20 protein-coding genes are annotated in these 23769 nt (G+C 33.4%); 9 read left to right on the top strand and 11 right to left on the bottom strand.

Annotation, left to right across the window (positions count from 1 at the left end; all coding sequences use genetic code 11):
- The first annotated feature begins 2 nt into the window (after positions 1 to 2).
- Positions 3 to 2135 (top strand): methylmalonyl-CoA mutase, encoded by a 2133-nt coding sequence (scpA, locus tag NHF47_RS06775; protein ID WP_252764210.1) that lies wholly within the window; start codon positions 3 to 5, stop codon positions 2133 to 2135.
- 202 nt (positions 2136 to 2337) lie between these two features.
- Positions 2338 to 4767, top strand: a complete 2430-nt coding sequence (locus tag NHF47_RS06770) for a T9SS type B sorting domain-containing protein (protein ID WP_252764209.1) — start codon at positions 2338 to 2340, stop codon at positions 4765 to 4767.
- Between the two features lie 59 nt (positions 4768 to 4826).
- Here NHF47_RS06770 and NHF47_RS06765 read toward each other — a convergent pair whose 3' ends face one another.
- Entirely contained in the window at positions 4827 to 7010 is a 2184-nt protein-coding gene (locus tag NHF47_RS06765) for an alkaline phosphatase D family protein (protein ID WP_252764208.1), read from the bottom strand.
- 129 nt (positions 7011 to 7139) lie between these two features.
- Positions 7140 to 8045, bottom strand: a complete 906-nt coding sequence (locus NHF47_RS06760; protein ID WP_252764207.1) for a glycerophosphodiester phosphodiesterase family protein — start codon at positions 8043 to 8045, stop codon at positions 7140 to 7142.
- Positions 8046 to 8186: 141 nt separating this feature from the next.
- On the opposite strand from NHF47_RS06760, the gene NHF47_RS06755 reads away from it, so the two are divergent.
- Complete coding sequence (locus NHF47_RS06755; RefSeq protein ID WP_252764206.1) at positions 8187 to 9314, top strand: methionine aminotransferase; 1128 nt, start codon at positions 8187 to 8189, stop codon at positions 9312 to 9314.
- A gap of 49 nt (positions 9315 to 9363) precedes the next feature.
- Here NHF47_RS06755 and NHF47_RS06750 read toward each other — a convergent pair whose 3' ends face one another.
- Together NHF47_RS06750 and NHF47_RS06745 are read right to left on the bottom strand one after the other, a co-directional pair.
- Positions 9364 to 9867 (bottom strand): hypothetical protein, encoded by a 504-nt coding sequence (locus tag NHF47_RS06750; RefSeq protein WP_252764205.1) that lies wholly within the window; start codon positions 9865 to 9867, stop codon positions 9364 to 9366.
- Positions 9868 to 9922: 55 nt separating this feature from the next.
- A complete protein-coding gene (locus NHF47_RS06745; RefSeq protein ID WP_252764204.1) occupies positions 9923 to 11551 on the bottom strand; it encodes an amidohydrolase in 1629 nt (542 codons plus the stop codon).
- Between the two features lie 421 nt (positions 11552 to 11972).
- Here NHF47_RS06745 and NHF47_RS06740 point away from each other — a divergent pair, with 421 nt between their 5' ends.
- The 6 genes from NHF47_RS06740 (at position 11973) to NHF47_RS06715 (ending at position 17448) form a co-directional block, all read left to right on the top strand.
- Entirely contained in the window at positions 11973 to 12737 is a 765-nt protein-coding gene (locus NHF47_RS06740; protein WP_140997593.1) for a ParA family protein, read from the top strand.
- Between the two features lie 9 nt (positions 12738 to 12746).
- Positions 12747 to 13643 (top strand): ParB/RepB/Spo0J family partition protein, encoded by an 897-nt coding sequence (locus NHF47_RS06735; protein ID WP_252764203.1) that lies wholly within the window; start codon positions 12747 to 12749, stop codon positions 13641 to 13643.
- Complete coding sequence (locus tag NHF47_RS06730; RefSeq protein ID WP_252764202.1) at positions 13643 to 14212, top strand: DUF5683 domain-containing protein; 570 nt, start codon at positions 13643 to 13645, stop codon at positions 14210 to 14212. The genes NHF47_RS06735 and NHF47_RS06730 overlap by 1 nt, the downstream gene beginning before the upstream one ends.
- 44 nt (positions 14213 to 14256) lie before the next feature.
- Positions 14257 to 14958 (top strand): 4-hydroxy-tetrahydrodipicolinate reductase, encoded by a 702-nt coding sequence (dapB, locus tag NHF47_RS06725; protein WP_252764201.1) that lies wholly within the window; start codon positions 14257 to 14259, stop codon positions 14956 to 14958.
- 85 nt (positions 14959 to 15043) lie between these two features.
- Positions 15044 to 16753: a signal peptidase I gene (gene lepB, locus NHF47_RS06720; RefSeq protein WP_252764200.1), complete on the top strand. Its 1710-nt coding sequence runs from the start codon at positions 15044 to 15046 to the stop codon at positions 16751 to 16753.
- Between the two features lie 77 nt (positions 16754 to 16830).
- Entirely contained in the window at positions 16831 to 17448 is a 618-nt protein-coding gene (locus NHF47_RS06715; RefSeq protein ID WP_252764199.1) for a WbqC family protein, read from the top strand.
- Here the strand turns inward: NHF47_RS06715 and NHF47_RS06710 are convergent.
- The 7 genes from NHF47_RS06710 to NHF47_RS06680 all read right to left on the bottom strand — a co-directional run bounded on the left by NHF47_RS06710 (position 17437) and on the right by NHF47_RS06680 (position 23655).
- Complete coding sequence (locus NHF47_RS06710) at positions 17437 to 18495, bottom strand: endonuclease/exonuclease/phosphatase family protein (RefSeq protein ID WP_374670169.1); 1059 nt, start codon at positions 18493 to 18495, stop codon at positions 17437 to 17439. The genes NHF47_RS06715 and NHF47_RS06710 overlap by 12 nt on opposite strands.
- On the bottom strand, positions 18496 to 19353 hold the full coding sequence (locus tag NHF47_RS06705; RefSeq protein WP_252764197.1) for a rhomboid family intramembrane serine protease: 858 nt from the start codon (positions 19351 to 19353) through the stop codon (positions 18496 to 18498). It lies immediately after the preceding gene.
- An 8-nt stretch (positions 19354 to 19361) separates the two neighbouring features.
- Positions 19362 to 20114, bottom strand: a complete 753-nt coding sequence (locus tag NHF47_RS06700; protein WP_252764196.1) for a rhomboid family intramembrane serine protease — start codon at positions 20112 to 20114, stop codon at positions 19362 to 19364.
- On the bottom strand, positions 20111 to 21973 hold the full coding sequence (gene mutL / locus NHF47_RS06695; protein WP_252764195.1) for a DNA mismatch repair endonuclease MutL: 1863 nt from the start codon (positions 21971 to 21973) through the stop codon (positions 20111 to 20113). Before mutL ends, NHF47_RS06700 begins: the two co-directional genes overlap by 4 nt.
- Positions 21974 to 22273 (bottom strand): hypothetical protein, encoded by a 300-nt coding sequence (locus NHF47_RS06690; protein ID WP_140997602.1) that lies wholly within the window; start codon positions 22271 to 22273, stop codon positions 21974 to 21976.
- Between the two features lie 109 nt (positions 22274 to 22382).
- Entirely contained in the window at positions 22383 to 22868 is a 486-nt protein-coding gene (ribH, locus tag NHF47_RS06685) for a 6,7-dimethyl-8-ribityllumazine synthase (protein WP_252764194.1), read from the bottom strand.
- Positions 22869 to 22872: 4 nt separating this feature from the next.
- Positions 22873 to 23655 (bottom strand): tetratricopeptide repeat protein, encoded by a 783-nt coding sequence (locus tag NHF47_RS06680; protein ID WP_252764193.1) that lies wholly within the window; start codon positions 23653 to 23655, stop codon positions 22873 to 22875.
- Positions 23656 to 23769: the final 114 nt, after the last annotated feature.

The raw sequence follows: 23769 nt of genomic DNA, 5'->3' as shown, positions 1-23769 counted from the left end.
CTATGAGAAAAGACATACAAAATTTAAAATTAGAAGTCAGAAGTCAGAAATCAGAATCTGTCAGTTCGAGCGGAAAAGAGAATTTCATTACCGCAGAAGGAATTGAGGTAAAATCAACTTACACAGAAGAAGATATTCAAAATTTAGAACATATTGGTTTCGCAGCAGGGTTTACACCTAATCTTCGTGGCCCATACAGCACCATGTACGTTAGAAGACCTTGGACCATTCGTCAGTATGCTGGTTTTTCTACTGCAGAGGAAAGTAATGCTTTTTACCGTAGAAATTTAGCAGCGGGTCAAAAAGGACTTTCTGTTGCCTTTGATTTAGCGACTCATAGAGGTTATGATTCTGATCATGAACGTGTAGTAGGCGATGTTGGAAAAGCAGGTGTAGCCATCGATTCGGTAGAAGACATGAAAATTTTGTTTGACCAAATTCCCTTAGGAGAAATGTCGGTTTCCATGACCATGAATGGTGCGGTTTTGCCTATTATGGCTTTCTATATTGTTGCAGCAGAAGAACAAGGTGTGGCACCAGCATTACTTTCAGGAACTATTCAAAATGATATTCTGAAAGAGTTTATGGTAAGAAACACTTACATCTATCCTCCTACTCCTTCCATGAAAATTATTGCTGATATTTTTGAATATACCAGTAAAAATATGCCCAAATTCAACTCGATTTCTATCTCTGGGTACCATATGCAAGAAGCAGGTGCTACTGCAGATATCGAATTGGCTTACACATTAGCAGACGGATTAGAATACATTCGCACAGGTTTAGCTGCTGGAATGGATATTGATACTTTTGCGCCTCGCCTTTCGTTTTTCTGGGCGATTGGAATGAATCATTTTATGGAAATTGCAAAAATGCGTGCAGGCAGAATGTTGTGGTCCAAACTATTAAAACAATTTCATCCTAAAGACGAAAAATCATTAGCCTTACGTACACACTGTCAAACTTCTGGATGGAGTTTAACGGAACAAGATCCATTTAATAATGTGGCGCGTACTGCTATTGAAGCTGCTGCTGCTGCTTTTGGTGGCACGCAGTCTTTACATACCAATGCTTTAGATGAAGCCATTGCTTTACCAACCGATTTCTCTGCTCGAATTGCTAGAAATACGCAAATTTTCCTTCAAGAAGAAACTAAAATTTGTAAAACGGTGGATCCTTGGGCAGGAAGTTATTATGTAGAAAGCTTAACGGCTGAAATTGCTGAAAAAGCTTGGGCTTTGATTGAAGAGGTAGAAGCTTTAGGGGGTATGACCAAAGCGATTGAAGCAGGAATTCCAAAATTACGTATTGAAGAAGCTGCTGCTAGAAAACAAGCCCGCATTGATAGCGGACAAGATATAATTGTTGGAGTTAACAAATACCGTTTGGAAAAAGAAGATCCGTTACATATTTTAGATGTGGACAATCAAATGGTGCGTAACCAACAATTAGAATTATTAGCTAAAATAAAAGCTAATCGAGATGCACAAAAAGTAGCCGCATCTTTGGCAAAATTAACGGAATGTGCTAAAACAGGTAATGGAAATTTATTATCTTTAGCTGTAGAAGCAGCTCGTAATAGAGCCACTCTAGGAGAAATTAGCGATGCACTCGAAAGTGTATTTGGAAGATATAAAGCACAAATTAGAAGTTTTAGTGGCGTGTATAGTAAAGAAATAAAAAATGACGAAAGCTTTGAAAAAGCGAAACAATTAGCCGATGCTTTTGCTAAAAAAGACGGACGTCGTCCTCGTATTATGATTGCCAAAATGGGTCAGGATGGTCATGATCGTGGTGCCAAAGTAGTGGCAACTGGTTATGCAGACGTTGGTTTTGACGTAGACATTGGTCCGTTGTTCCAAACACCGCAAGAAGCCGCGAAACAAGCCGTTGAAAATGACGTACATATTTTAGGTGTTTCTTCTTTGGCTGCGGGTCATAAAACTTTAGTTCCTCAAGTAATTGCCGAATTACAAAAATACGGTCGGGAAGACATTATGGTGATTGTGGGTGGTGTCATTCCAGCGCAAGATTACCAATTCTTATTCGATGCTGGTGCGGTAGCTGTTTTTGGTCCTGGAACCAAAATTAGCGATGCTGCTATTCGTATTTTAGAAGTTTTATTGGAGGAGTAATTAAAAACACAACCCCTACAACACCTCAACAATATAAAATAGCTTAGCTCTAAAAGGCTAAGCTATTTGTTTTTATACCTTTTTCGCTATACTATTTTTAACATCATTATCAAAAATTGGAATCCAGAAAAATCGGTTTGTATAGTTTTTATAACCTACTTTTTATACTATTCTAAATTGTAAGGTATTATATTTAGTAATTATGAAAAATAGTAATTCCTTTTTGGCAATACCGAAAAAATACTGCCTTTTAATTTTATTCTTAGCAAACTATACATTCACTTTCGGTCAGCTCGGTTTTTGTAATGGAAGTAGTGGCGCACCTATCTTTTTTGAAAACTTTGGAAGCGGTAGTACATATGGTCCGCAATTGCCTGCAGGAGTTACGAATTACACCTATGTAGCCAGTGGCTTTCCTCAAGATGGACAATATACGCTTTACAACAGAACGAATCTTATTCCAAATAACTGGTTGTATTCGTTAGATCACACTCCTGACACAGAACCTAATGGCCTGAATGGAAAATGTCTCATCGTTAATGCTAGTAATACACATGGTCAATTCTATAGAAGAGTGGTTACGGGCTTATGCAGCAATACGACTTTTGAATTCACCGCTTGGTTACTAAATATTTACAATTCGGCTTCTGGTGGCTGTCCAGGAACTGGTATTCCTATTAATGTGACTTTCGAAATTTGGAATGCAACTGAAACGGTATTGCTACAATCGGGAAGTACTGGAAATATTGCTGGGACCTCATCACCTAATTGGAATCAATACGGACTAGTTTTTACTATGCCAACTGGGCAATCTGCTGTTGTTCTAAAAATGAAGAACAATGGCGCAGGCGGTTGTGGTAATGATTTGGCGATTGATGACATCATGTTTCGTTCATGTGGGGATTATTCTTCTATTACGAATACCACTGCTTCAGGAAACTCGATTACTATTTGTCCGAATGAAACACTTACCCATACCAATTTACAAGTTACTACTTCTGGTGCTTCAACTCATTTTTATCAATGGCAACAAAGTACAGACAATATTAATTTTTCTGATATTTTGGGAGAAACCAATACTACTTTTACACTACCTACATCTTCAGTAACCACCTATTACCGAGTAAAAGTAGCACAAGATATTACGCACATTAACAATAATTTTTGTTCTACTTTATCTGATATTTACACGGTTTTTGTGAGTGCGTTACCTGACCCTCCTGTAAGCAATGAGAATGGAACCGCTTGCAACAATTCAACTACTACTCTATCAGTTAGTGTGAACACTAATGAAACGGTAAATTGGTACGATGCTCCTACTGGTGGTTCACTTTTATTAGCAAATAGCACCTCTTTTACACCAACCAACATTGGGACCTATTATGCGGAAGCCATTAATACAAATAGTTGCTCTAGTGCTACAAGAACTGCTGTTACTTTAGAACCAATGCCTACAGTAACAACTAACGGCACAACAACTATATGCTCTGGTGAAGCAACAGCTATTACTTTAACATCTTCAAATCCAAGTGTAACTTTTAGTTGGACCGTTGTACAAACGAATTGTGCTGGAGCTTCTGATGGAACTGGAAACACTATTTTACAAACGCTTACCACTTCTGGAAATACAGTTGGAACTGCTATTTACACCATAACTCCTTCCATTAATGGTTGTGAAGGAACAACAGAAACTATTACCATAACTGTAAATCCTATTGAAAATGTAACGTTAATCTTTCCGAATATACCTGTGTTATACTGTGAAAATGCAACAGTCCCCGTTTTACCTACCACATCTTCAAACAGTACACCTATTACAGGAACTTGGAATCCAGCAGTAATTAACACTACAGTTTTAGGAACTACAACCTATACTTTTACTCCAGAACCACAAACTTCGTGTGTACAAATTGAACCTTACGAAATCACAATTAGGGTGGCTAATGATTTTAGACCTAATTTTGAAGATACTATTCGTTTTTGTTCAGGAACCACACCGCCTATTTTAGAGACTGAAGCTCCCAATGGAATTACCGGAACTTGGAATCCTCCTGTAATTGACAATACTTCTTCAAACTCCTACACTTTTACTCCCGATGCGGGTCAATGTGCGCAACCCCAAACTATAGAAGTAGCCGTAATTGAAGGTACTTTAACCAATTTAGAATACACAACTACAGCTGCTTTTGCTGAAAACCAAATTATCACCGCGATTGCAAATGAAGCAGGTAATTATTTGTACCAACTAGACGATGGTCCTTTACAAGAAAGCAATATTTTTGAACAAGTATCAATGGGAAGTCACACCATTACGGTTATAGATATAGAAGGTTGTTCGGAAGATCTAACCAAAGAAGTTTTTATTATTAATTATCCCTATTTCTTTACCCCAAATGGAGATGGAATTAATGATACTTGGTCTATTCGTTTTGAAAATGCGTTTCCTAATGCTGTTATTTCAATTTTTGACCGTTATGGTAAATTAATCAAGCAAATTACTAATAATTCTAACGGTTGGGATGGTACTTTCAACAATCAAGATTTACCAGCAAATGATTATTGGTTTACCATAGAATTTACGGAAAATAATACACCGCGTATGTATAAATCTCATTTTAGTTTGATTCGTTAGTTAAAAATAAAAAAGGAGATTTTTTAATCTCCTTTTCTTGCTAAAAACACAACATCTATTTATTGACCCACAATAATTTTTCTAGAAATTACTGCTTCATTGGCTCTGAGTTGTAATAGATAAATTCCCGTTGGTAATCCCGAAACATTATATTCTAAATTATACAATCCTTCCGTTACCGTATCATTAAATAATTCCCCCACCAAAATTCCTTTTTCATTATATAAAGAAGCCATTACTTGGCTTGGTTCTGCAATTGCAAAATGAAGATTGGTTAAGCCTTTACTTGGGTTTGGGTAATTCCCAATAACAACCACTGCGTTTTCACCTGTAGTTTCAGTAGTTGCAATGGTTCTTGCTAAAGGTGCTAGAGCAGGTACATTGGTTGTAGCTAAAGTAGAAGCCGCATTGGCACTTTTTAAGAATTTCTCCCCATCTCTAACATAATAACTGTGCGAATAAAACTGTCCTGGATTTACCGTTTGAATCGTATTCACATAATTCCAATCTGCTTGTACACGGTCATTTTTCACATCTAAGATAAAATACCCATGATTGCTTAAATCAGCTTTCTTAATATGCGGATTAAAAGCAGCGACCAACCAGTTTAAGAACGAACTTGTAAATCCTGCAAACTCATCTAAATTAGAAGAAGTAATACTTGGCGCTACAAATTCAACTCCCATTGAACCTGTTTTAAACAACGTATTATACGTTAACAAACTCTTTGGTAAATCTGCTACAAAAGTCATATGAATATCACCTGTAATTACAACAATATTATTGATTTTTTTGTCTTTAATATAGGTATACAAACGCTCTCTTTCTTCTTGATAACCGTTCCACGTATCTTTTAATTCTAAAGGAATAACTGGCATCATTAAAACTTGATTTCCTACTACTTTCCATTTCGCTTTAGAGTTCGATAATTGTTGGGTAAACCAATTGAACTGCGTTTCCCCTAACAATGTCTTATTTCCTTTATTTTCTTGTAAATTAACTCTTTGCAATTTTGAATACACTTCTGCTCTTAATTCGTTCCATTCTTTTTGAGAAACATTTTTTTCTAATTTTTGAGCATCCCAATCAGAAGCTTCCATATACACTAATAATTTATCATATAAAGCATCAAATTCTTCTTGAGAAATAGCTCCTTTTCCTTCTTTCATTTTAAAAGAACCTTCTAAAAAGGATTTCAAAAGAAATTTATTCGCCTCATCTTGAGAAAAACGAGATAAATCGGTATTTTGAATTTTGAAAAGAAAAGAATCGTCTTGTTTGTCTCTACCTTCAATTCGGGTATCTAATAGAATTAAATCCATTAAATTACCATATTGTATTCTTCTGTAAATTTGATTTGGGTTTTGAACATTATCGCGAATAGGCATCCATTCAAAATAAGCTTTCCAAGCGTTATTTTTTCTAGTATTCCAATCTCCTTCCGTAGCTGGTTGATGATTTTCTGCACCATTTACATAGGCATCATTTGCAAATTCATGATCATCCCAAATTAAGATAAATGGATGTTGCTGATGTGCTCTACGTAAAGAAGGATCCAATTTATAAAACGAGTGACGTACTCGGTAATCATCTAGTGTGATGATTTCGTTAGTAGGTTCATGACCACGACCAACTGCAGAAGAATAACCAAATCCGCCTTCTTCGTATTCATAAATATAATCTCCTAAATGAATGACCGCATCAATGTCGTTTCTTTCAGCTAAACGGTCATATACATTAAAAAACCCATTTTGATAATTCGAACAAGAAGCCACAGCAAAACGAAGTTGCGACACTGAAGTTGTAGGAACAGTTCTGGTTCTCCCTGTTATAGACTGTTTTCCAAGAGCCGTAAAACTGTAATAATAAGTAGTCCCAGGATTTAAACCCGTTACATCTACTTTTACCGTGTAATCTCTGAAATCTCCCGTTTGAAAATTTCCTTGTTGCACTACATGCTGAAGTTGGGGATCGGTTGTCATTTTCCAACTCACAGTTACCTCTTCGTCGTTATAAGGCGTAACACGCGTCCAGATGATGATGCTAGTACTTGTTGGGTCACCAGAAGCCACTCCGTGATAAAATGGAAAAAGAGAAGCATCCATAGTACCTTGTACTGTAGTTGTCTTCTCTTGTTCTCCATAAGAATGAGAAATTTTTGTCAATCTCGCATTCATTTGTTTTTGAGCTGTTCCTAAAAAGGCACAGCAAAGCATTGCAAATAAAAAATAATTTTTTTTCATGATTAGAATGTTTGTTGTTTGTGGAGCAAAACTAATCATGAAAAAAAAGATTTGAGTCTCGGTTACATTAAGAAAAATTAAACAGTTTGTAACCAAAAATCACGAGATGTTAAAAAAACATCAAGTATATTATTCCCCTTTTATCGATAGGTTATTTTCTTTAATATAAAGCGCCATTTGTTGGGCTACAGCATTAGGTCTATCCGAAGAAATAATCATGACACCCGCTTTTACAATGTCTAAATAAATAGCATCTCCATTTGCAATGGCACTTTTGTCGATATTCCCCATGGTTCCAGATATACAAGCAATTCCTTTCTCTTTCATATAGTGCATGGTTTCTGGTTTTGGAAAAGTAGTTCCTACAAAAGCAACCATATTTTCGGCTTTAACCCCTAAATTTTCCATACGCTCTACATCTTCTTTACCTCTAGCTGAAACCGAAAGCATCATCTCTGGAGCCAAAGCAGCCACTTCTGCAGCTTGAGTAGCATTATACGTAATAATTATGGAATAATTTTCTGCTTTATTACGCTTTACGGCATCCACTATCATTTTAAAAGGCACGCCTCTTTTTACATCTAAGGTATACACAACCTTATCTTTTCCCCATTGCAACACCTCGTCTAAGGTTTCAATTTTATACGGAGTAACATTTCCTTCGGTATCTTTTAAAGATAATTCTTGTAATTCTTTGTAGGTATATGCATTGATATTTCCAGTTCCTGTAGTAGTTCTATCTAAGGTATTATCGTGCATCATGACTAAAACTGAGTCTTTGGTTAATGCAATGTCTGTTTCAATTACGGCTGGATTATACGAAATTGTATGTGCAAATGTAGCCGTACAATTTTCTGGAAACCCAACTGTTGGTCCACCTCGATGTGCACTCACCACAGGATAAAAATTACTTGAAGCTCTAAAAAATGATTTAAAATCGGTATTATTTTTAAAAACTAAAGTGTGTTCTTTTTGTTGCGCAGTTCCTAAATAGAAACTACAACATACAGCTACATATAAAACGATATTTTTCAAAACGTAATTTTTTAAAATTTGAAGCACAAAAGTACATATTCTATGAAATGATACGCCTATAGAAATGTTAATTAATTGGAGTCCATTTTCGCACTAATTTTTATTAAAAAACTTCTACATTTGTAAGGATAATTTATTTTCATGTCAAAACTACCTCACATTCCAACAAGCATTTTCTCTGTGATGTCGCAACTAGCGAATGAACATGGAGCTATTAATTTATCCCAAGGGTTCCCTAATTTTCCGGTTGACCAAAGACTTTTAGATATAGCAAAGCAACTGACACAAGAAAACACCCATCAATATACACCTATGGCTGGGCTGCCATCTTTATTAGAAAAAATTAGTCTGCTTACTTACGAAAAATATGTACGAAAAACAGATATTGCTACTGAAATTTTAGTTACAGCTGGAGCCACTCAAGGCATTTATACTACGATTAATGCCTTAATTGATCACGGCGATGAAGTGATTATTTTAGATCCGTGTTACGACAGTTATGAACCTTCTGTTTTAGTTGCGGGTGGCAAACCCGTTCGTATTGCATTAAACGAAGATTATGCCCCAAATTTTAACCGTATTGAAGCCGGAATTACTAGTAAAACCAAAATGCTTATCCTTAACAATCCACACAATCCTACGGGAAGAATTTGGAAAGAAAATGAGTTTGAAGCTTTAGAAACACTTTTAGAAAAACACCCACAAATAGTACTTTTAAGTGATGAAGTGTATGAATACATTTCTTTTACACAACCCCATATTTCGATAAACACTCGTCCTAAATTAAGAGAACGTGCCATAATTGCTTCCTCATTTGGAAAGTCGTTACACGTAACCGGATGGAAAATCGGTTATTTGATTGCACCAGAAAAACTAATGCAAGAAATAAAAAAAGTGCATCAGTTTTTAGTGTTTAGCGTGAGTAGTCTTTCCCAACATGTGATTGCTTCTTATTTAGACATGGTTGATTTTGATGCTATAGCTAAAATGTATCTACAAAAAAGAGATTTATTTCGATCCCTTTTAGAAGGCAGTCGTTTTACCCTATTACCCTGTGAGGGCACGTATTTCCAAGTGGTTAATTATGAAAAAATCAGTTCAAAAAACGACACTGATTTTGCGAAAGAATTAATTACCCATCATGGTGTTGCCTCCATTCCAATTTCGGTATTTTATGAAGATGCGACAGACAAGCAGATGTTGCGCTTTTGTTTTGCGAAAACCGATGAAACTTTAGTTGCTGCTGCGGAGAAGTTGAGAAGGGTTTAGATTACTAATTTGGATTGAAATAATAGATAGATTTAATATTTATTTAATTTTAAGGCATCTTGTAGTTTACTTCAGTAAGCTGCTTCATTTTTTTAACAAACTCCACATCTATTTCGTAAATTTTTTTATTAAAACTTGAATCTATCATTTTATTATCAAAATAAGTGTAAGTTTTTCTTTTGTCATATAAAACAACAAACAATGTATCTGAAAAATTCCCATTTCTTTTATAGTCCCATTCATAAAAAACTTTTCTTCTGACTATCTTTTCTATTTTATCAGAATTTGAATCAAAAAAAACTAAAGATTTTATTGTCCCATTTTCTGGTTCATGTTGATATTGCAAAAATTTCAGTTTAGAATTGACAAAATAAGATTTCTGAGGAGTTAAACCATCATATTGAAAAACAAAACTTTTCGCATTAAATTCTGCTATACTAGCATTAAACTCATTTTCATATCTTGAGAATAATTTGTCATTGCTTTTATTGGAACAACTTATAAAAAAAGCAGACGCTATCGTAAAGAAAAAAACTTTTGATTTCTTTTTCATTATCATTTTCTATTATATAAAAAAGTGCATTTATTTTAGAGGTTTCAAAATTGAATTACTTCACCTCTTTCCCTTTTACAAAAACTTGTGTTGGTTTTACATACGGTACTTTTTCGATAGGCATTGTCATGATATCATTTGAGAAGATAGTAAAATCGGCCCATTTTCCTATTTCTAAACTTCCTTTTTCTTTTTCTTCAAAATTAGAATAAGCGGCCCAAATGGTCATTCCTTTTAAGGTTTCTTCTCTAGTTAAGGCATTTTCCATTTGGAAACCCTTTTCTGGGTAATTTTTCAAGTCTTTTCTAGCAACAGCCGCATAAAAAGTCAGCATGGGATTCACTTCTTCTATAGGAAAATCAGTTCCTAGAGCAAGTAAACCCGCTTTGTTTAAAATCGTTTTATAAGCATAGGAATTTTTAATACGTGCCTCACCTACTCGATCTTCCGCCCAATACATATCGGAAGTAGCATGTGTAGGTTGTACTGAAGGAATGATTCCTAATTTGAAGTAATCAAAATCTTGTTCCTGCATAATTTGAGCATGTTCAATTTTCCATCTTCTGTTGGGTTTATTTTTTAAAACTTCAGCGTAGATTTTTAATAAAACGGTATTGGTAGAATCGCCAATAGCATGGGCATTCATTTGATAATCAGAATTGGCTATTTGTGTAGCAATTCTTTTTATTTCTTCTATTGGTGACAATAAAGCACCAAATTGTTTGGGTTTATCTGAATAAGGTAAATGCAAGCAAGCACCTCTAGAACCTAAAGCACCATCGCCCATAAATTTGAAGGAACGTACATTTAATTGTGGTGTTTTATAAATTCCTTTTTGGGTATAATATGCTAAGTTTTCTTTGGTAGCCATGGCCATGGCATAAACATTCAAATCCAATACTTTGGCTTTTTGTAGGCTATCAATTAATTCGATAATTTCGCGATCCAAACCTGCTTCATTAATGGTTGTAATTCCATAATTAAACACCGTATCCTGAGCTTCTTTAAGCGCTTGTATTTTTGTTTTTAAACTAGGTTCAGGTGTAATGGCTTTGATTAATTCCATGGCGTTGTCTACCAAAATCCCAGTTGTTTCCCCATTGATAACTTCTACTTGTCCGCCATCAACTTTTGTGTTTTCTGTAATTCCTGCCAAATCAAGAGCCTTTCCATTTACCAACATAGCATGACCATCTATTCGCGTTAAAACCACAGGTGTTTCTGGAAATAACACATCTAATTTTGCTCGTGTAGGAAACTCTTTATTTTCCCAATCGTTTTGATCCCAACCTCTACCTTCAATAAAAGCAACCTTTTTTCTTTGCTGAAATTCGACCACTTTAGCCACTACCTCATCATAACTTTTTGTTCCTCGTAGATTCACCGTTTGCATCGTCAATCCATATTTGTAAAGATGGGCATGGGCATCATAGAAACCAGGATACACATATTGATTATTGGCTTCAATGATATCTTTAGCTTCAAAACGTTCATTGGCCTCTTTGGTTGTACCAATAAAAATAATTTTACCCTCTTTCACCACCAATGCTTCTACTATGTCAAAAGTGTCGTTAACTGTATAGATTTTAGCATTTGTTAGCATTAAATCTGCAGATTCCTTTTTAGAGCTGCAAGAAGTTAAGCTTACCAATAATAGTATTAAAAAGAATGAGAAACGTTTCATGATGGCTTATTTTTTTATAAAAACAAATGTAACAGAAACTAATGGATTTTACTAAAAGGCCTTTACAAAAATCTTTTGTAGCGATTCTCTTATGCGATATTTTTTTTGCTTTTAAATCACAAAAGAAGCTTCATTCGTGTTTTTAATTAAAAAAAGTTTATCTATTTTAGCCCCGGTAGAAACGACATCCTTTTTTATTAGGGCTTTCTAGATTTACAGTAATTTACCCTAATAAAAAAGATAGAGTGGATAACGGGACAGATTGTGTTAGAAATAAAAAGTGGTGCTCCAAAAAATAAAATACTACAATTTATTCTTTAAAATAGAGGACTTCGCCTACTTTAATGTATTGTTAACAAATTTGGCTTGAAAAAACCATAAATAATTGTATTTTTACGACTCAAAAATTTTTAAAAAACAAATGGGTAAAATCATAGCAATTGCCAATCAAAAAGGTGGTGTTGGTAAAACAACAACTTCTATTAATCTTGCTGCAGCACTAGGTGTTTTAGAAAAGAAAGTACTTTTAATTGATGCTGATCCACAAGCAAATGCCAGTTCGGGTTTAGGCATTGATGTAGAAAGTGTTGCCATCGGTAGTTATCAAGTTTTGGAACATAGTAACACTCCAGAAGAGGCGACTATGGCTACCAATGCTCCTAATGTTTCGGTTATACCTGCACACATAGACTTAGTAGCTATTGAAATTGAGCTAGTAGACAAAGAAAATCGTGAGTATATGTTGAAAAAAGCACTTGAAAGTGTAAAAGACAAATACGATTACATTCTTATCGACTGTGCTCCTTCATTAGGATTACTAACATTGAATGCATTAACAGTTGCGGATAGTGTTATTATTCCGATACAATGTGAATATTTTGCTTTGGAAGGTTTAGGAAAACTATTGAATACCATTAAAAGTGTTCAAAAAATACACAACCCAGAATTAGATATAGAAGGATTATTATTAACAATGTATGATTCTCGTTTACGTTTATCGAACCAAGTAGTTGAAGAAGTGCAAAAGCACTTTAACGATATGGTTTTTGAAACCGTAATTCAAAGAAATATTAAATTAAGTGAAGCTCCAAGTTATGGTGAAAGCATTATCAACTATGATGCAACCAGTAAAGGAGCGACCAATTATATTAATTTAGCGGAAGAAATTATCAAGAAAAATAAGTAATATAGAAAGATGGCGAAAGCAGAAAAAAAACAAGCACTAGGAAGAGGTTTATCCGCTTTATTGAAAGACCCTTCAAACGATATTAAATCGGTTGAAGATAAAGGAGCCGATAAAGTAGTAGGTAGCATTATTGAGCTTGAATTAGATGCAATTGAGATAAATCCGTTTCAACCGAGAAGTAATTTTAACGAAGAAACCTTAAAAGAATTAGCCATTTCCATCAAGGAATTAGGTGTTATTCAGCCGATTACGGTTCGTAAATTAGATTTTAATAAATTCCAGTTAATTTCTGGAGAAAGAAGATTACGTGCTTCTAAACTAGCGGGTTTAGAAACGATTCCTGCATACATTCGTTTAGCGAACGACAATGAATCGTTAGTAATGGCATTGGTGGAAAATATCCAACGTCATGACTTAGACCCTATTGAGGTAGCTTTATCGTACCAGAGATTAATTGATGAAATTAATTTGACTCAGGAAGAATTGAGTGATCGTGTAGGTAAAAAACGTTCTACAATTACCAATTACCTACGTTTATTAAAACTAGATCCAATTATCCAAACAGGTATGCGTGATGGTTTTATTTCTATGGGTCATGGAAGAGCATTAATTTCTATTGAAGACGACGAAGTACAATCTTCTATTTACCACAAAGTAGTGAGCCAAAACTTATCAGTAAGAGAAACAGAAGCTTTGGTTAAAAAATATCAAGATAGTTTAAAACCTCAAGCAGCTAAAACCAATGCAAATAGTTTTGAAGTAGCAGAAACCGATCAAAAAGCCTTTACTGGATTCTTTGGAACCAAAGTTGATGTTAAAGTAGCTTCTAATGGAAAAGGAAAAATTACCATTCCATTTCATTCTGAAGAAGATTTTAATCGTATTTTGAAATTGATTAACTCCTAGTGAAACACTTATTAATCATATCTTTTTTTGGTTTACTTTTTGGTAACAGTTGTTGGGCTCAAGAAGAAGTTTCTTTAGTTATTCAAGACACTATTACTGCTAAAAACTCAAAAATAAATCCATTATCTCCTGCTAAAGCAGCTTTTTATTCGGCTATACTACCAGGTTTAGGTCAAGCTTACAATAAAAAATACTGGAAAATTCCTATTGTATATGGTGGTTTAGGAGCGGGTATTTATTTTTACGCTTGGAATAACAAAAAATACCATGAGTATAGAGATGAATACAAAGCGAGATTAGATGGTACTTCGAAAGAAGGACAGCATCCTGTTTATGGCAGTCTTTCCAATGACGGACTTATTAGAGGTCAAAAATTTCATCAAAGAAATAGAGATTTATCTGCTTTAATTACTGCGGGTATTTATATCTTAAATATAGTCGATGCCAATGTTGATGCTCATTTACTTCAGTTTAACGTAAACGAAAATCTATCCATTAGACCTGAATTATATCAAAACGAAATTGACTATCGTTTTAAAACAGGATTAAAATTAACCTATAATTTTTAACATTTCATTGGCTAACAGAAGCTAAAAAAAACGTCATATACTTCATGAAAATTGCACTTTTAGGATATGGAAAAATGGGTAAGGTTATTGAAAAAATAGCCTTAGAACGTGGTCATGAAATTGTACTAAGAAAAGGAAGAAGTGATACTTATGCTGGTCTAGAAAAAGCGGATGTAGCAATAGACTTCAGTATTCCTACTAGTGCTGTTGCCAATATTTCGGCTTGTTTTGAAAACAAGGTACCCGTTATTTCTGGAACTACGGGCTGGTTAGAAGAATATGATGACATAGTTGCCTTGTGCCAAGCTAAAAATGGAAGTTTTATTTATGGTTCTAATTTTAGTTTAGGCGTGAATATCTTTTTTGAATTGAATGCTTGTTTAGCAAAAATGATGGCCAATTTAAAACAGTATCAAGTATCAATGGAAGAAATTCATCACACACAAAAACTAGATGCACCCAGCGGCACAGCTATTTCTTTAGCGAATGGAATCATCCAAAACACCGATTATACAAACTGGACATTAGAAGAAGCTACTTCTTCTGAAATACATATAGAAGCCAAAAGAATTGAAAATATACCAGGTACACATAGTATCTTTTATGATAGTAGTGTAGATCAGATTGAAATTAAACACACAGCACATACTAGAGAAGGGTTTGCATTAGGAGCTGTTGTAGCTGCAGAATGGATTATTGGAAAAAATGGCATCTTTACAATGAAAGATGTTTTAGGATTACGTTAGAAGTTAGAAAGATAAAAATAGAATACTTGTTTTGAAGTTTAAATTCATAAACTTTAAACAATTTAAACAATTAAATAAAATAAAGATGTCAGTACAAGGTTGGTTATTATTTATCTTAATAGTACAAGTCATACATGGTTTAGGCACTTGGAAATTATACACAAAAGCAGGTAGAAAAGCGTGGGAAGCTTTTGTCCCCATTTATAATGCAATTGTATTAATGAAAATCATCAACAGGCCTACATGGTGGACTTTGTTGCTTTTCATCCCTATCATTAATTTGTTTATGTTTCCTATTATTTGGATAGAAACTTTACGAACTTTTGGTAAGAAATCTACACTTGATATGGTTTTAGGAGTGGCTACTCTAGGCTTATATATTTTTTATGTAAACTACACTCAAGAACTTACCTATCATGCGGATCGTGATTTAAAAGCTCCTACAAAAGCTATGGATACCTTAGGTTCGTTAGCATTTGCCATTATTGTTGCCACCTTTGTACATACTTATTTTATACAACCTTATGTAATTCCAACTTCTTCTTTGGAAAAATCCTTATTAATAGGTGATTTCCTTTTTGTAAGCAAGTTTAATTATGGAGCTAGAACACCTATGACACCCATTGCAGCTCCAATGGTACACGATTCGATTCCTTTAGTAGGAACTTTGTCGTATTCTAAAAAACCACAATTACCCTATTTTAGATTTCCTAAATTAGAGAAAATTAAAAATAACGATATTGTTGTTTTTAACTGGCCAAGAGATACCCTAGACAACATGTACAATCCTTCGAATAGAAGAATTGACAAACCAATCGATAAAAAGACTAACTATGTTAAAAGATGTGTGGGTATTGCTGGAGATTCTTTAGAAATTAAAGATGGAATTGTCTTTATAAATGGAAAAGAACTTATTTTACCAGAACGAGCTAAACCACAGTATTTTTATATTATTAAAACCAAAGAGCCTCTATCTCAAGGTTTATTAAACGACTATGATATTTCAGAAACAGGTTACGTTTTTGAAATTGATAATGAAGTTTGGGATAAACCTGAAGTAAAAAAACTTTTGATAAACAATTATGGGATTGAAGAAGTTGACAGGGATTTGAAAACTTCTCTAATCAGAGGAAGTATTTCTCAAGAAATATTTGATAAATTAAATTTAAAGATAGCAACCAATTATATACTTGGTAATCTGACTTTTGAAAAAGTAGAAAAAATGAAATCTGATTCTAGAATTATTTCTACTAAAAGGCAGATTAAAGAAGGTGCTGAAGACGGTACTTTCCCAGATTTCAAAGATGGTAAACCTTCTACAACTAGAGATTGGAATGGAGATAATTTTGGACCCATTTACATTCCTGAAGCAGGTAAAACGGTTACTTTAAATAAAGAAACACTGCCGCTTTATAAAATTATTATCACAGAATATGAAGGGAACACCTTAGAAGTGAATGGCGACCAAATTAAAATTAACGGACAAGTAACCAATCAATATACCTTCAAACAAGATTATTACTGGATGATGGGAGACAATCGTCATAATTCATTAGATGCACGTTATTTTGGTTATACTCCAGAAGACCATATTGTAGGTAAGCCGGTATTCATCTGGATGAGTTGGAATTCAAATGGAAAAGGAATCAATAAAATACGTTGGGAACGATTGTTTACAACCGTATCTGGAGATGGGCAACCCAAATCTTATTTCAAATACTTTTTAGTTTTACTTGTGTTATACTTTGTAGGCGAGTATTTCTATAAAAAAAGAAAAAAAGAGAAAGCAGCTTAATTAAAAATAAGCCTTAAATATTACAAGAGTTTATATTTCAACAATATAAACTCTTGCTTTTTAAAATTATTTCACAAATGAACATTTTATTACATCCAACCTATTTCCCTTCTATAAGTCAATATGCTGCTCTATTACAAGCGGAGACCATAACTTTTGAAAAAGAAGATAATTTTCAAAAGCAAACGAATCGCAATCGCATGTATATTTATAGTCCGAATGGGGTTCAAATGCTAAACATCCCCGTTAAGCATAGTAAAGAATTACACCAAAAGTATAAAGATGTAAAAATTGAAAATGCCTTTGATTGGCAAAAAAACCATTTTAAATCTCTAGAAGCAGCTTATAGGACTTCACCTTTCTTTGAGTTTTTCGAAGATGATATTCGTCCCGTTTTTGAAAAAAAACACGAGTTTATGATGGATTTAAATTTTGAAATATTTGAAATCATCAATGCCTGTTTAGGTATTACCTTACCTTATACTACAACCACAGAGTATTTTCATGAAGCAAAAAATTATACGGATTTTCGTCCGTTAGCCAATGGAAAAAAAGACACTTTTGTAAACGAATCTTACACTCAAGTTTTTAATGAAAAACACGGTTTTATTCCGAATTTAAGTATTTTGGATTTACTTTTTAATGAAGGAAGACATGCAAAGGACTATTTATTAAAACAAAAACTACTTTTTTGAGTGGTTTGTTGCAACGGATTCTATTTTCTTTAATCGCGTAAAAACCGGAAAGTGATCGCTAAGCTTCACTTGATTATCTGTTATAAATTCTTTCACTATAAAAGCATCTTCAACAAACACATAATCGATTCGCGCTGGATAATATTTAAAATTATAGGATTCTCCAAAACCTTGTCCTGCTTGTTGAAAAGCATCGGTCATTTCGCCCTTAATATTACTATACACATAAGAAAAGGCACTATTATTCATATCGCCACAAATAATTTTGGGATACGAACAACTTGAATAATGATCTTTAATCAACTCCGATTGCAATTGTTGTTGTTTAAAAGCTTCACTAATTCGTTTAAAAATAAACTTGGACTTATTTTCATCTAATTTCTCATGAATATCGGTACTAATTTTAACCGATTGTAAATGCATACTGTATACTCGTATGGTATCCTCTTTTTTCACAATATCAGCAAAAATGACATTATTTGTAGAATTTGGAAATACTATTTTTCCAGTATTTACGATTTCGTATTTAGAAAAAATAGCTTGACCGTATTTATTTTTATCCCCTTTCAAATATATTTTTTTGTAAGGAAAATTTCGCAACCTTACATCTTCATTAGGTGTAAATTCTTGCAAACACAAAATATCTGGATTGTAATCTTGAATGACATCCGAAATATCACTAGGGACATTTTTATTGGGCAACCATTCGTACTTATTAAACAAACGTACATTATAACTCATAAGTGTAAAATCATCCGGCTCTGCTTCTAATTTAGCTTCTTTAAAACGGTATAATTTACCTAAAAATGTTATTCCAATTAACAGCACTATTCCAGAAAGCAACATTTTTCTTTTCAATTGAAGCAACCAAATGATAAAAAAAGCGGCATTCAGTACTAAAAATAGAGGCAATAAAAGCGTCAAAACACTTAAGAAAGGAAATAAATTGGGTGCTAAAAAAGGTAAAATATAAGCAAGAAAGGTCATCAAAGCTAAAACTTTATTACAAAAGAAGGCGATTCTGCTTATTAATGATTCTCTTTTCAATTATTTACCCACTTTAAATAAAAATTCCTTTTCTTCTTTGCTTAAACTATCATAACCTGATTTACTAATTTTATCCAAAATATCATCTATCTTTTTCTGATTGATATCTTTTTCTTGAGTAGTTTTAGTAAAAGTAGTCTTTTGATAGGTGTTTTTATGTACTTTTTTAAATGGTGTTTTCTTTTTGGGAGAAAAAAGATTTTCTATTCCATCTTGTAATTTAGAAATTCCTTTTGATAAATCAGTACCATTTTGAAGTAATTTAACATATATAAAACCAAATAAAGCACCTCCTAAATGCGCTACATGGCCACCTGTATTATTCAAAGGCAACTGAATTAAATCCAATAGCACAATTACAAAAGTAACTTGCCATAATTTAACAGTTCCAATTAAAGGAATTCGTAATAACATATATGGAGCATAAGTAGCAGTAGCTATCAAAATTGCCATTATGGCACCACTAGCACCTACTAAAGCTGAGTTCATTCCTAAAAAATAATAGGAAACTATAAATACGAATCCTGCAAAAATTCCTCCTAACACATATAATCCTAATAATTGCCTTCCTGTGAAATAGGTTAAAAACAATCTTCCTGAAAAATGCAAGACCAACATGTTAAACAATAAATGCAAGAAACCATCATGCAAAAACATATACGTAAACAACGTCCATGGTTTGGTTACAAAATGGCTTGAGCTAGAATATAGCGCCAACCAATCGGGATATAAAAATTTTCTTATTTCAAAAGAGAAGAAAACGAATGAAAGTATAAACAGGCCTACATTCCAGAAGATCAACCGCTGAACGATACCACCCATTTTATACTGTAATTTTAAATCTTCTAGAATATTCATACTACTTTTTATCTATCCCAACGATTTTTATTAAATTGATTCTTTTTCCAATACCAAACCATTATCAGTCCCGTTAATGCTCCACCAACATGCGCATAATGTCCAAAATTACTATTTGAAATTCCTAGATAACCTCCAATGATTCCATAACAAACGTCAAAGCCAATAATTATTATAGGCACAAAATATTTTGCCTTTACAGGAACGGGTATAAACATTAAGGCCAATTCTGCATTAGGATACAAATACGCAAAAGCAACTAACAAACCATAAATGGCTCCAGAAGCTCCAACAACGGGTGTAAAGAAGGCTGACAACATTCTATCTAAAGAACCACTCGATAAGTATTGACTCCAATCTGTATTATATTTACCTTCATTAAGAATTCCAAAGATTTGACTTTTATCAATACCATTATCAACTAAAATACTCATGCCATGATGAAAAAAAATATAATTAACAACAGTGTGCAATAAAAAAGCACCAATTCCACAAGAAAAATAAAAGAACAAAAACTTCTTGCCTCCCCATAAATGTTCTAAAGCACTACCAAAAGAAACCAAAGCAAACATATTGAATAAAATATGTGCAATCCCACCATGCATGAACATATGCGTTAAAGGTTGCCAAAAACGAAATTGTTCATTTTCAAAATAATGCAAAGCCATTAAATTGAAAGAGTTAGGAACTAAATAGGTTCCAATAAAAAATATAATATTAATGATTAACAAATGCTTAACCATTTCTGTCATTCTCATCATAACGCGAATTTTTTATCTAAATCCTCTACACTAAGCGTAATAAAGGTTGGTTTATTAAATGGGGAAACATTAGGGTCTTTACAAGCAAATAAAGCATTTACCAAATTTTCTTGTTCCAACTCTGTTAAATAGGTTCCCGTTTTTACAGCTACACTTTTTGCCATTGTTTTAGCAATACCGTCGTTCAAACAAAAGTTACTCTCTGGCACATTATTTTGTAATCCATTGATTAATTCTTCTAACAAAATACTCACTTCACTTTCTTGAATAGATACGGGTATTCCAGAAATATGAATACTGTTTTTTTGAATGCCGTCAAAAATAAAACCAGTATTCTCCAAAGAAGGAATTAATTCCTGTATAAGAAACATCTCTTCATTTGTAAAGTGCAATTCTAAAGGAAATAATAATTGTTGGCTAGAAGCCTTTTTCAATGTAATATTACTTAAAAATTGTTCGTACAAGACACGTTGATGTGCTTTATTTTGATCAATAACAAGCATACCCGACTTAATCGAACTTACAATATATTTTTTGTGAATTTGATAGGTTCTTGAAGGAGTTATTTCCACTTCTTTACTTTCAAAAAAAGAACCCGTTACTTCTTCACTTTCAAAAGAAAGACTCTCCACTTCTTTAGTGTCCTGACGTAAATCTACATACAAACTTTCCCAAGAATGAGCCGTTTCCTTTTTAGCATAATTCCCACTAGAAGCATAGGAATTGCTACTGTTTTTAACAGGCTTTTCGTCTAGAAAAGGGTTAAAATTAGCATCCACCTGAATTAAAGGCACATCCGAACTTTTATCTTTATACGCATAAGGTGTGTCTAGATTTGGATCTCTCTCAAAATCTAAAACTGGGGCCACATTAAATTGACCTAAACTGTGTTTAACCGAAGAACGCAAAATAGCATACAAGGCTTGTTCGTCATCAAACTTGATTTCTGTTTTGGTGGGATGAATATTAATATCAATCGTATGTGGCGGAACTTTTAAATATAAGAAATAACTCGGCTGGTTGCCTTCTTTAAGCAATCCATCATAAGCACTCATAATAGCATGGTGCAAATAACCACTTTTAATAAAGCGATCGTTCACAAAAAAGAATTGTTCACTCCTACTCTTTTTGGCATATTCTGGTTTACCAACAAAGCCACTAATTGTTACTATTTCAGTATCTTCTGAAACGGGAACCAACTTCTCATTGGTACGACCTCCTAATATATTTACAATACGTTGTCTGTAATTTGAAGAAGGTAAATTATAATTCTCAGAACCGTTATGAATTAGGGTAAAATAAATGGATGGATGTGCCAAAGCTACTCTTTGAAACTCATCCATAATGTGTTTCATCTCTACCGTTTCAGATTTTAAGAAATTGCGTCGCGCAGGAATATTAAAAAATAAATTTTTAACTAAGAAAGAAGTTCCTTTAGGCAAAACAGCAACTTCTTGCGACACAAACTTACTTCCTTCAATAATAATATGGTGTCCTAATTCTTCTTGATCCTGCTTGGTTTTTAATTCAACATGAGCAATAGCTGCAATAGAAGCTAAGGCTTCACCACGAAAACCTTTGGTATGTAAATCAAATAAATCTTCTGCATGACGTATTTTAGAAGTCGCATGACGTTCAAAGCACAAACGCGCATCGGTTACACTCATTCCAATACCGTTATCGATAACTTGGATTAATGTTTTACCGGCGTCTTTAACAATTAATTTTATATCTGTTGCCTTCGCATCAATGGCATTTTCAAGTAGTTCTTTAACTACAGAAGCAGGTCGTTGAACTACCTCTCCTGCAGCAATTTGGTTGGCAACATGATCGGGTAATAACTGAATAATACTAGACATTTATTGTTTTTTAAAAATAGACAAATCAAAATCTATTATATACATAAAAAGCAATAATAAAACTAAAACTATAATTAAAATTCTTAGATTAAATTGCCTATTCCCTCTGTTTCTGCTATTTGCTCTTGCTTCACTCCAATGCGCCCTCAAATCGTTATAACTAACAGCATCTCTATCCTTTTTTATAATAGAATCAAAATCGTATAAATTATCGATTTTTTTTCCTTCATAGTGACGAGGCGTATAGTTAAACTTTTTATTTTTAGGCAATTTGAATTGACCTCTTCCAAATTTAATCATGCGTAATTATTTTTTTCAAATTTACGGATTTTTACGCTTTTTTGTCTGAATTTTTTGTTAACAAAAAATCCCGAAAAATTCGGGATTTAATCAAGTAGGGTAACCTTTTTTATTTTCTATTTAAATCGACCATTTTTATGGCGGCGATAGCGGCTTCTGTACCTTTATTACCGTGTTTTCCACCACTTCTATCAATTGATTGTTGCATCGTATTATCTGTCAACAAACAAAAAATAGTAGGCACATCGTATAAAACATTCAAATCTTTAATTCCTTGAGTTACCCCATCGCATACAAATTCGAAATGCATGGTCTCACCTTTAATTACACATCCAATTGCAATTACACAATCCACATGCTGGGTTTGAATCATTTTTTTTGAACCAAAAATTAGTTCGAAACTTCCAGGAACATCCCAACGAATAATATTTTCTGGCAAAGTACCACAATCCAGTAAAGCTGCTTTAGCACCTTCAAAAAGGCCATTGGTAATCGTATCATTCCATTCTGAAACAACAATCCCAAATCGAAAGTCTTTCGCATTTGGGATTGTGTTTTTATCGTATTGAGATAAGTTTTTATTTTCAGTAGCCATAAGCTTATTCTGTCATCGCAATTAAAGCATCAATATTAACCGCTTCTCTTGATGTTTCATATTTTTCTTTGATAGTAGAAAACATCGCGTGAGCTTCTGCTTTTTTATTATTTAAATATGCCAATTGAGCTGCTTTCATTAAATATTTTGGTGCTGTAAAATCGTTTTCATCTACTTCAGAAGCTTTTTTGTAAGATGCAATAGCTTCATCAACTTTATTTAATTCTGAATAAGCATCACCTAATGCACCTAAAGCAATCGCTTTCGTCATTACATCTTGCGCATCATACTCTAAAAGGTATTTTTCAGCATTTTTAAAATCTTTAATATGCAAATAAGCCATACCTGCATAATAATTAGCTACATTACCTGCTTTTGAACCTGAATATTGTTCCGCTAAATTAACTAATCCTAATTTTCCTTCTCCTCCTTTAAGTGCTAAATTAAATAAAGAATCTGGATTTTGTGTATTGGTTAATGCCTCATTAAAATAAACCTGAGCTTGGTAAATATCATTTAATGCTTGTTCTTGTTTTGGCTCTGCTACAAATTTATTAAACAATATGTATCCTACTGCAGCTAATGCAATTACACCAACAATTCCTAAAATTACTTTTTGGTTTTTAGCCACCCATTCCTCTGTTCTAGAAGCCGTTGCATCAAGTTTATTAAATACTTCTTCTGTAGTACTTTCACCTGATTCTAACACTTCATCAAATTCATTTTCGTTTTCTAAAACTTCTTTTGGTTTTGGTGTTTTATAACCTCTTTTGTTATATGTTGCCATTTATAATACATTTATTAGAGGTGCAAAAATATAATTTTTATTCAAACACACACAAAAAATATTTTAAAATAATCAATATTTAGACAAGAAACCTAGGAATACCAGAATTTGCTT

The sequence above is a fragment of the Flavobacterium sp. NRK F7 genome (genome assembly GCF_024054195.1).
Taxonomy (GTDB): Bacteria; Bacteroidota; Bacteroidia; order Flavobacteriales; family Flavobacteriaceae; genus Flavobacterium.
This window is presented reverse-complemented; position numbering and strand designations above follow the sequence as displayed.

Bases quoted from the DNA above. Each gene is read 5' to 3' on its own strand.
- scpA (WP_252764210.1), top strand. From the start codon at position 3: ATGAGAAAAGACATACAAAATTTAAAATTAGAAGTCAGAAGTCAGAAA.
- NHF47_RS06770 (WP_252764209.1), top strand. From the start codon at position 2,338: ATGAAAAATAGTAATTCCTTTTTGGCAATACCGAAAAAATACTGCCTT.
- NHF47_RS06765 (WP_252764208.1), bottom strand. From the start codon at position 7,010: ATGAAAAAAAATTATTTTTTATTTGCAATGCTTTGCTGTGCCTTTTTA.
- NHF47_RS06755 (WP_252764206.1), top strand. From the start codon at position 8,187: ATGTCAAAACTACCTCACATTCCAACAAGCATTTTCTCTGTGATGTCG.
- NHF47_RS06750 (WP_252764205.1), bottom strand. From the start codon at position 9,867: ATGAAAAAGAAATCAAAAGTTTTTTTCTTTACGATAGCGTCTGCTTTT.
- NHF47_RS06745 (WP_252764204.1), bottom strand. From the start codon at position 11,551: ATGAAACGTTTCTCATTCTTTTTAATACTATTATTGGTAAGCTTAACT.
- NHF47_RS06740 (WP_140997593.1), top strand. From the start codon at position 11,973: ATGGGTAAAATCATAGCAATTGCCAATCAAAAAGGTGGTGTTGGTAAA.
- NHF47_RS06735 (WP_252764203.1), top strand. From the start codon at position 12,747: ATGGCGAAAGCAGAAAAAAAACAAGCACTAGGAAGAGGTTTATCCGCT.
- dapB (WP_252764201.1), top strand. From the start codon at position 14,257: ATGAAAATTGCACTTTTAGGATATGGAAAAATGGGTAAGGTTATTGAA.
- lepB (WP_252764200.1), top strand. From the start codon at position 15,044: ATGTCAGTACAAGGTTGGTTATTATTTATCTTAATAGTACAAGTCATA.
- NHF47_RS06715 (WP_252764199.1), top strand. From the start codon at position 16,831: ATGAACATTTTATTACATCCAACCTATTTCCCTTCTATAAGTCAATAT.
- NHF47_RS06705 (WP_252764197.1), bottom strand. From the start codon at position 19,353: ATGAATATTCTAGAAGATTTAAAATTACAGTATAAAATGGGTGGTATC.
- NHF47_RS06700 (WP_252764196.1), bottom strand. From the start codon at position 20,114: ATGATGAGAATGACAGAAATGGTTAAGCATTTGTTAATCATTAATATT.
- mutL (WP_252764195.1), bottom strand. From the start codon at position 21,973: ATGTCTAGTATTATTCAGTTATTACCCGATCATGTTGCCAACCAAATT.
- NHF47_RS06690 (WP_140997602.1), bottom strand. From the start codon at position 22,273: ATGATTAAATTTGGAAGAGGTCAATTCAAATTGCCTAAAAATAAAAAG.
- ribH (WP_252764194.1), bottom strand. From the start codon at position 22,868: ATGGCTACTGAAAATAAAAACTTATCTCAATACGATAAAAACACAATC.
- NHF47_RS06680 (WP_252764193.1), bottom strand. From the start codon at position 23,655: ATGGCAACATATAACAAAAGAGGTTATAAAACACCAAAACCAAAAGAA.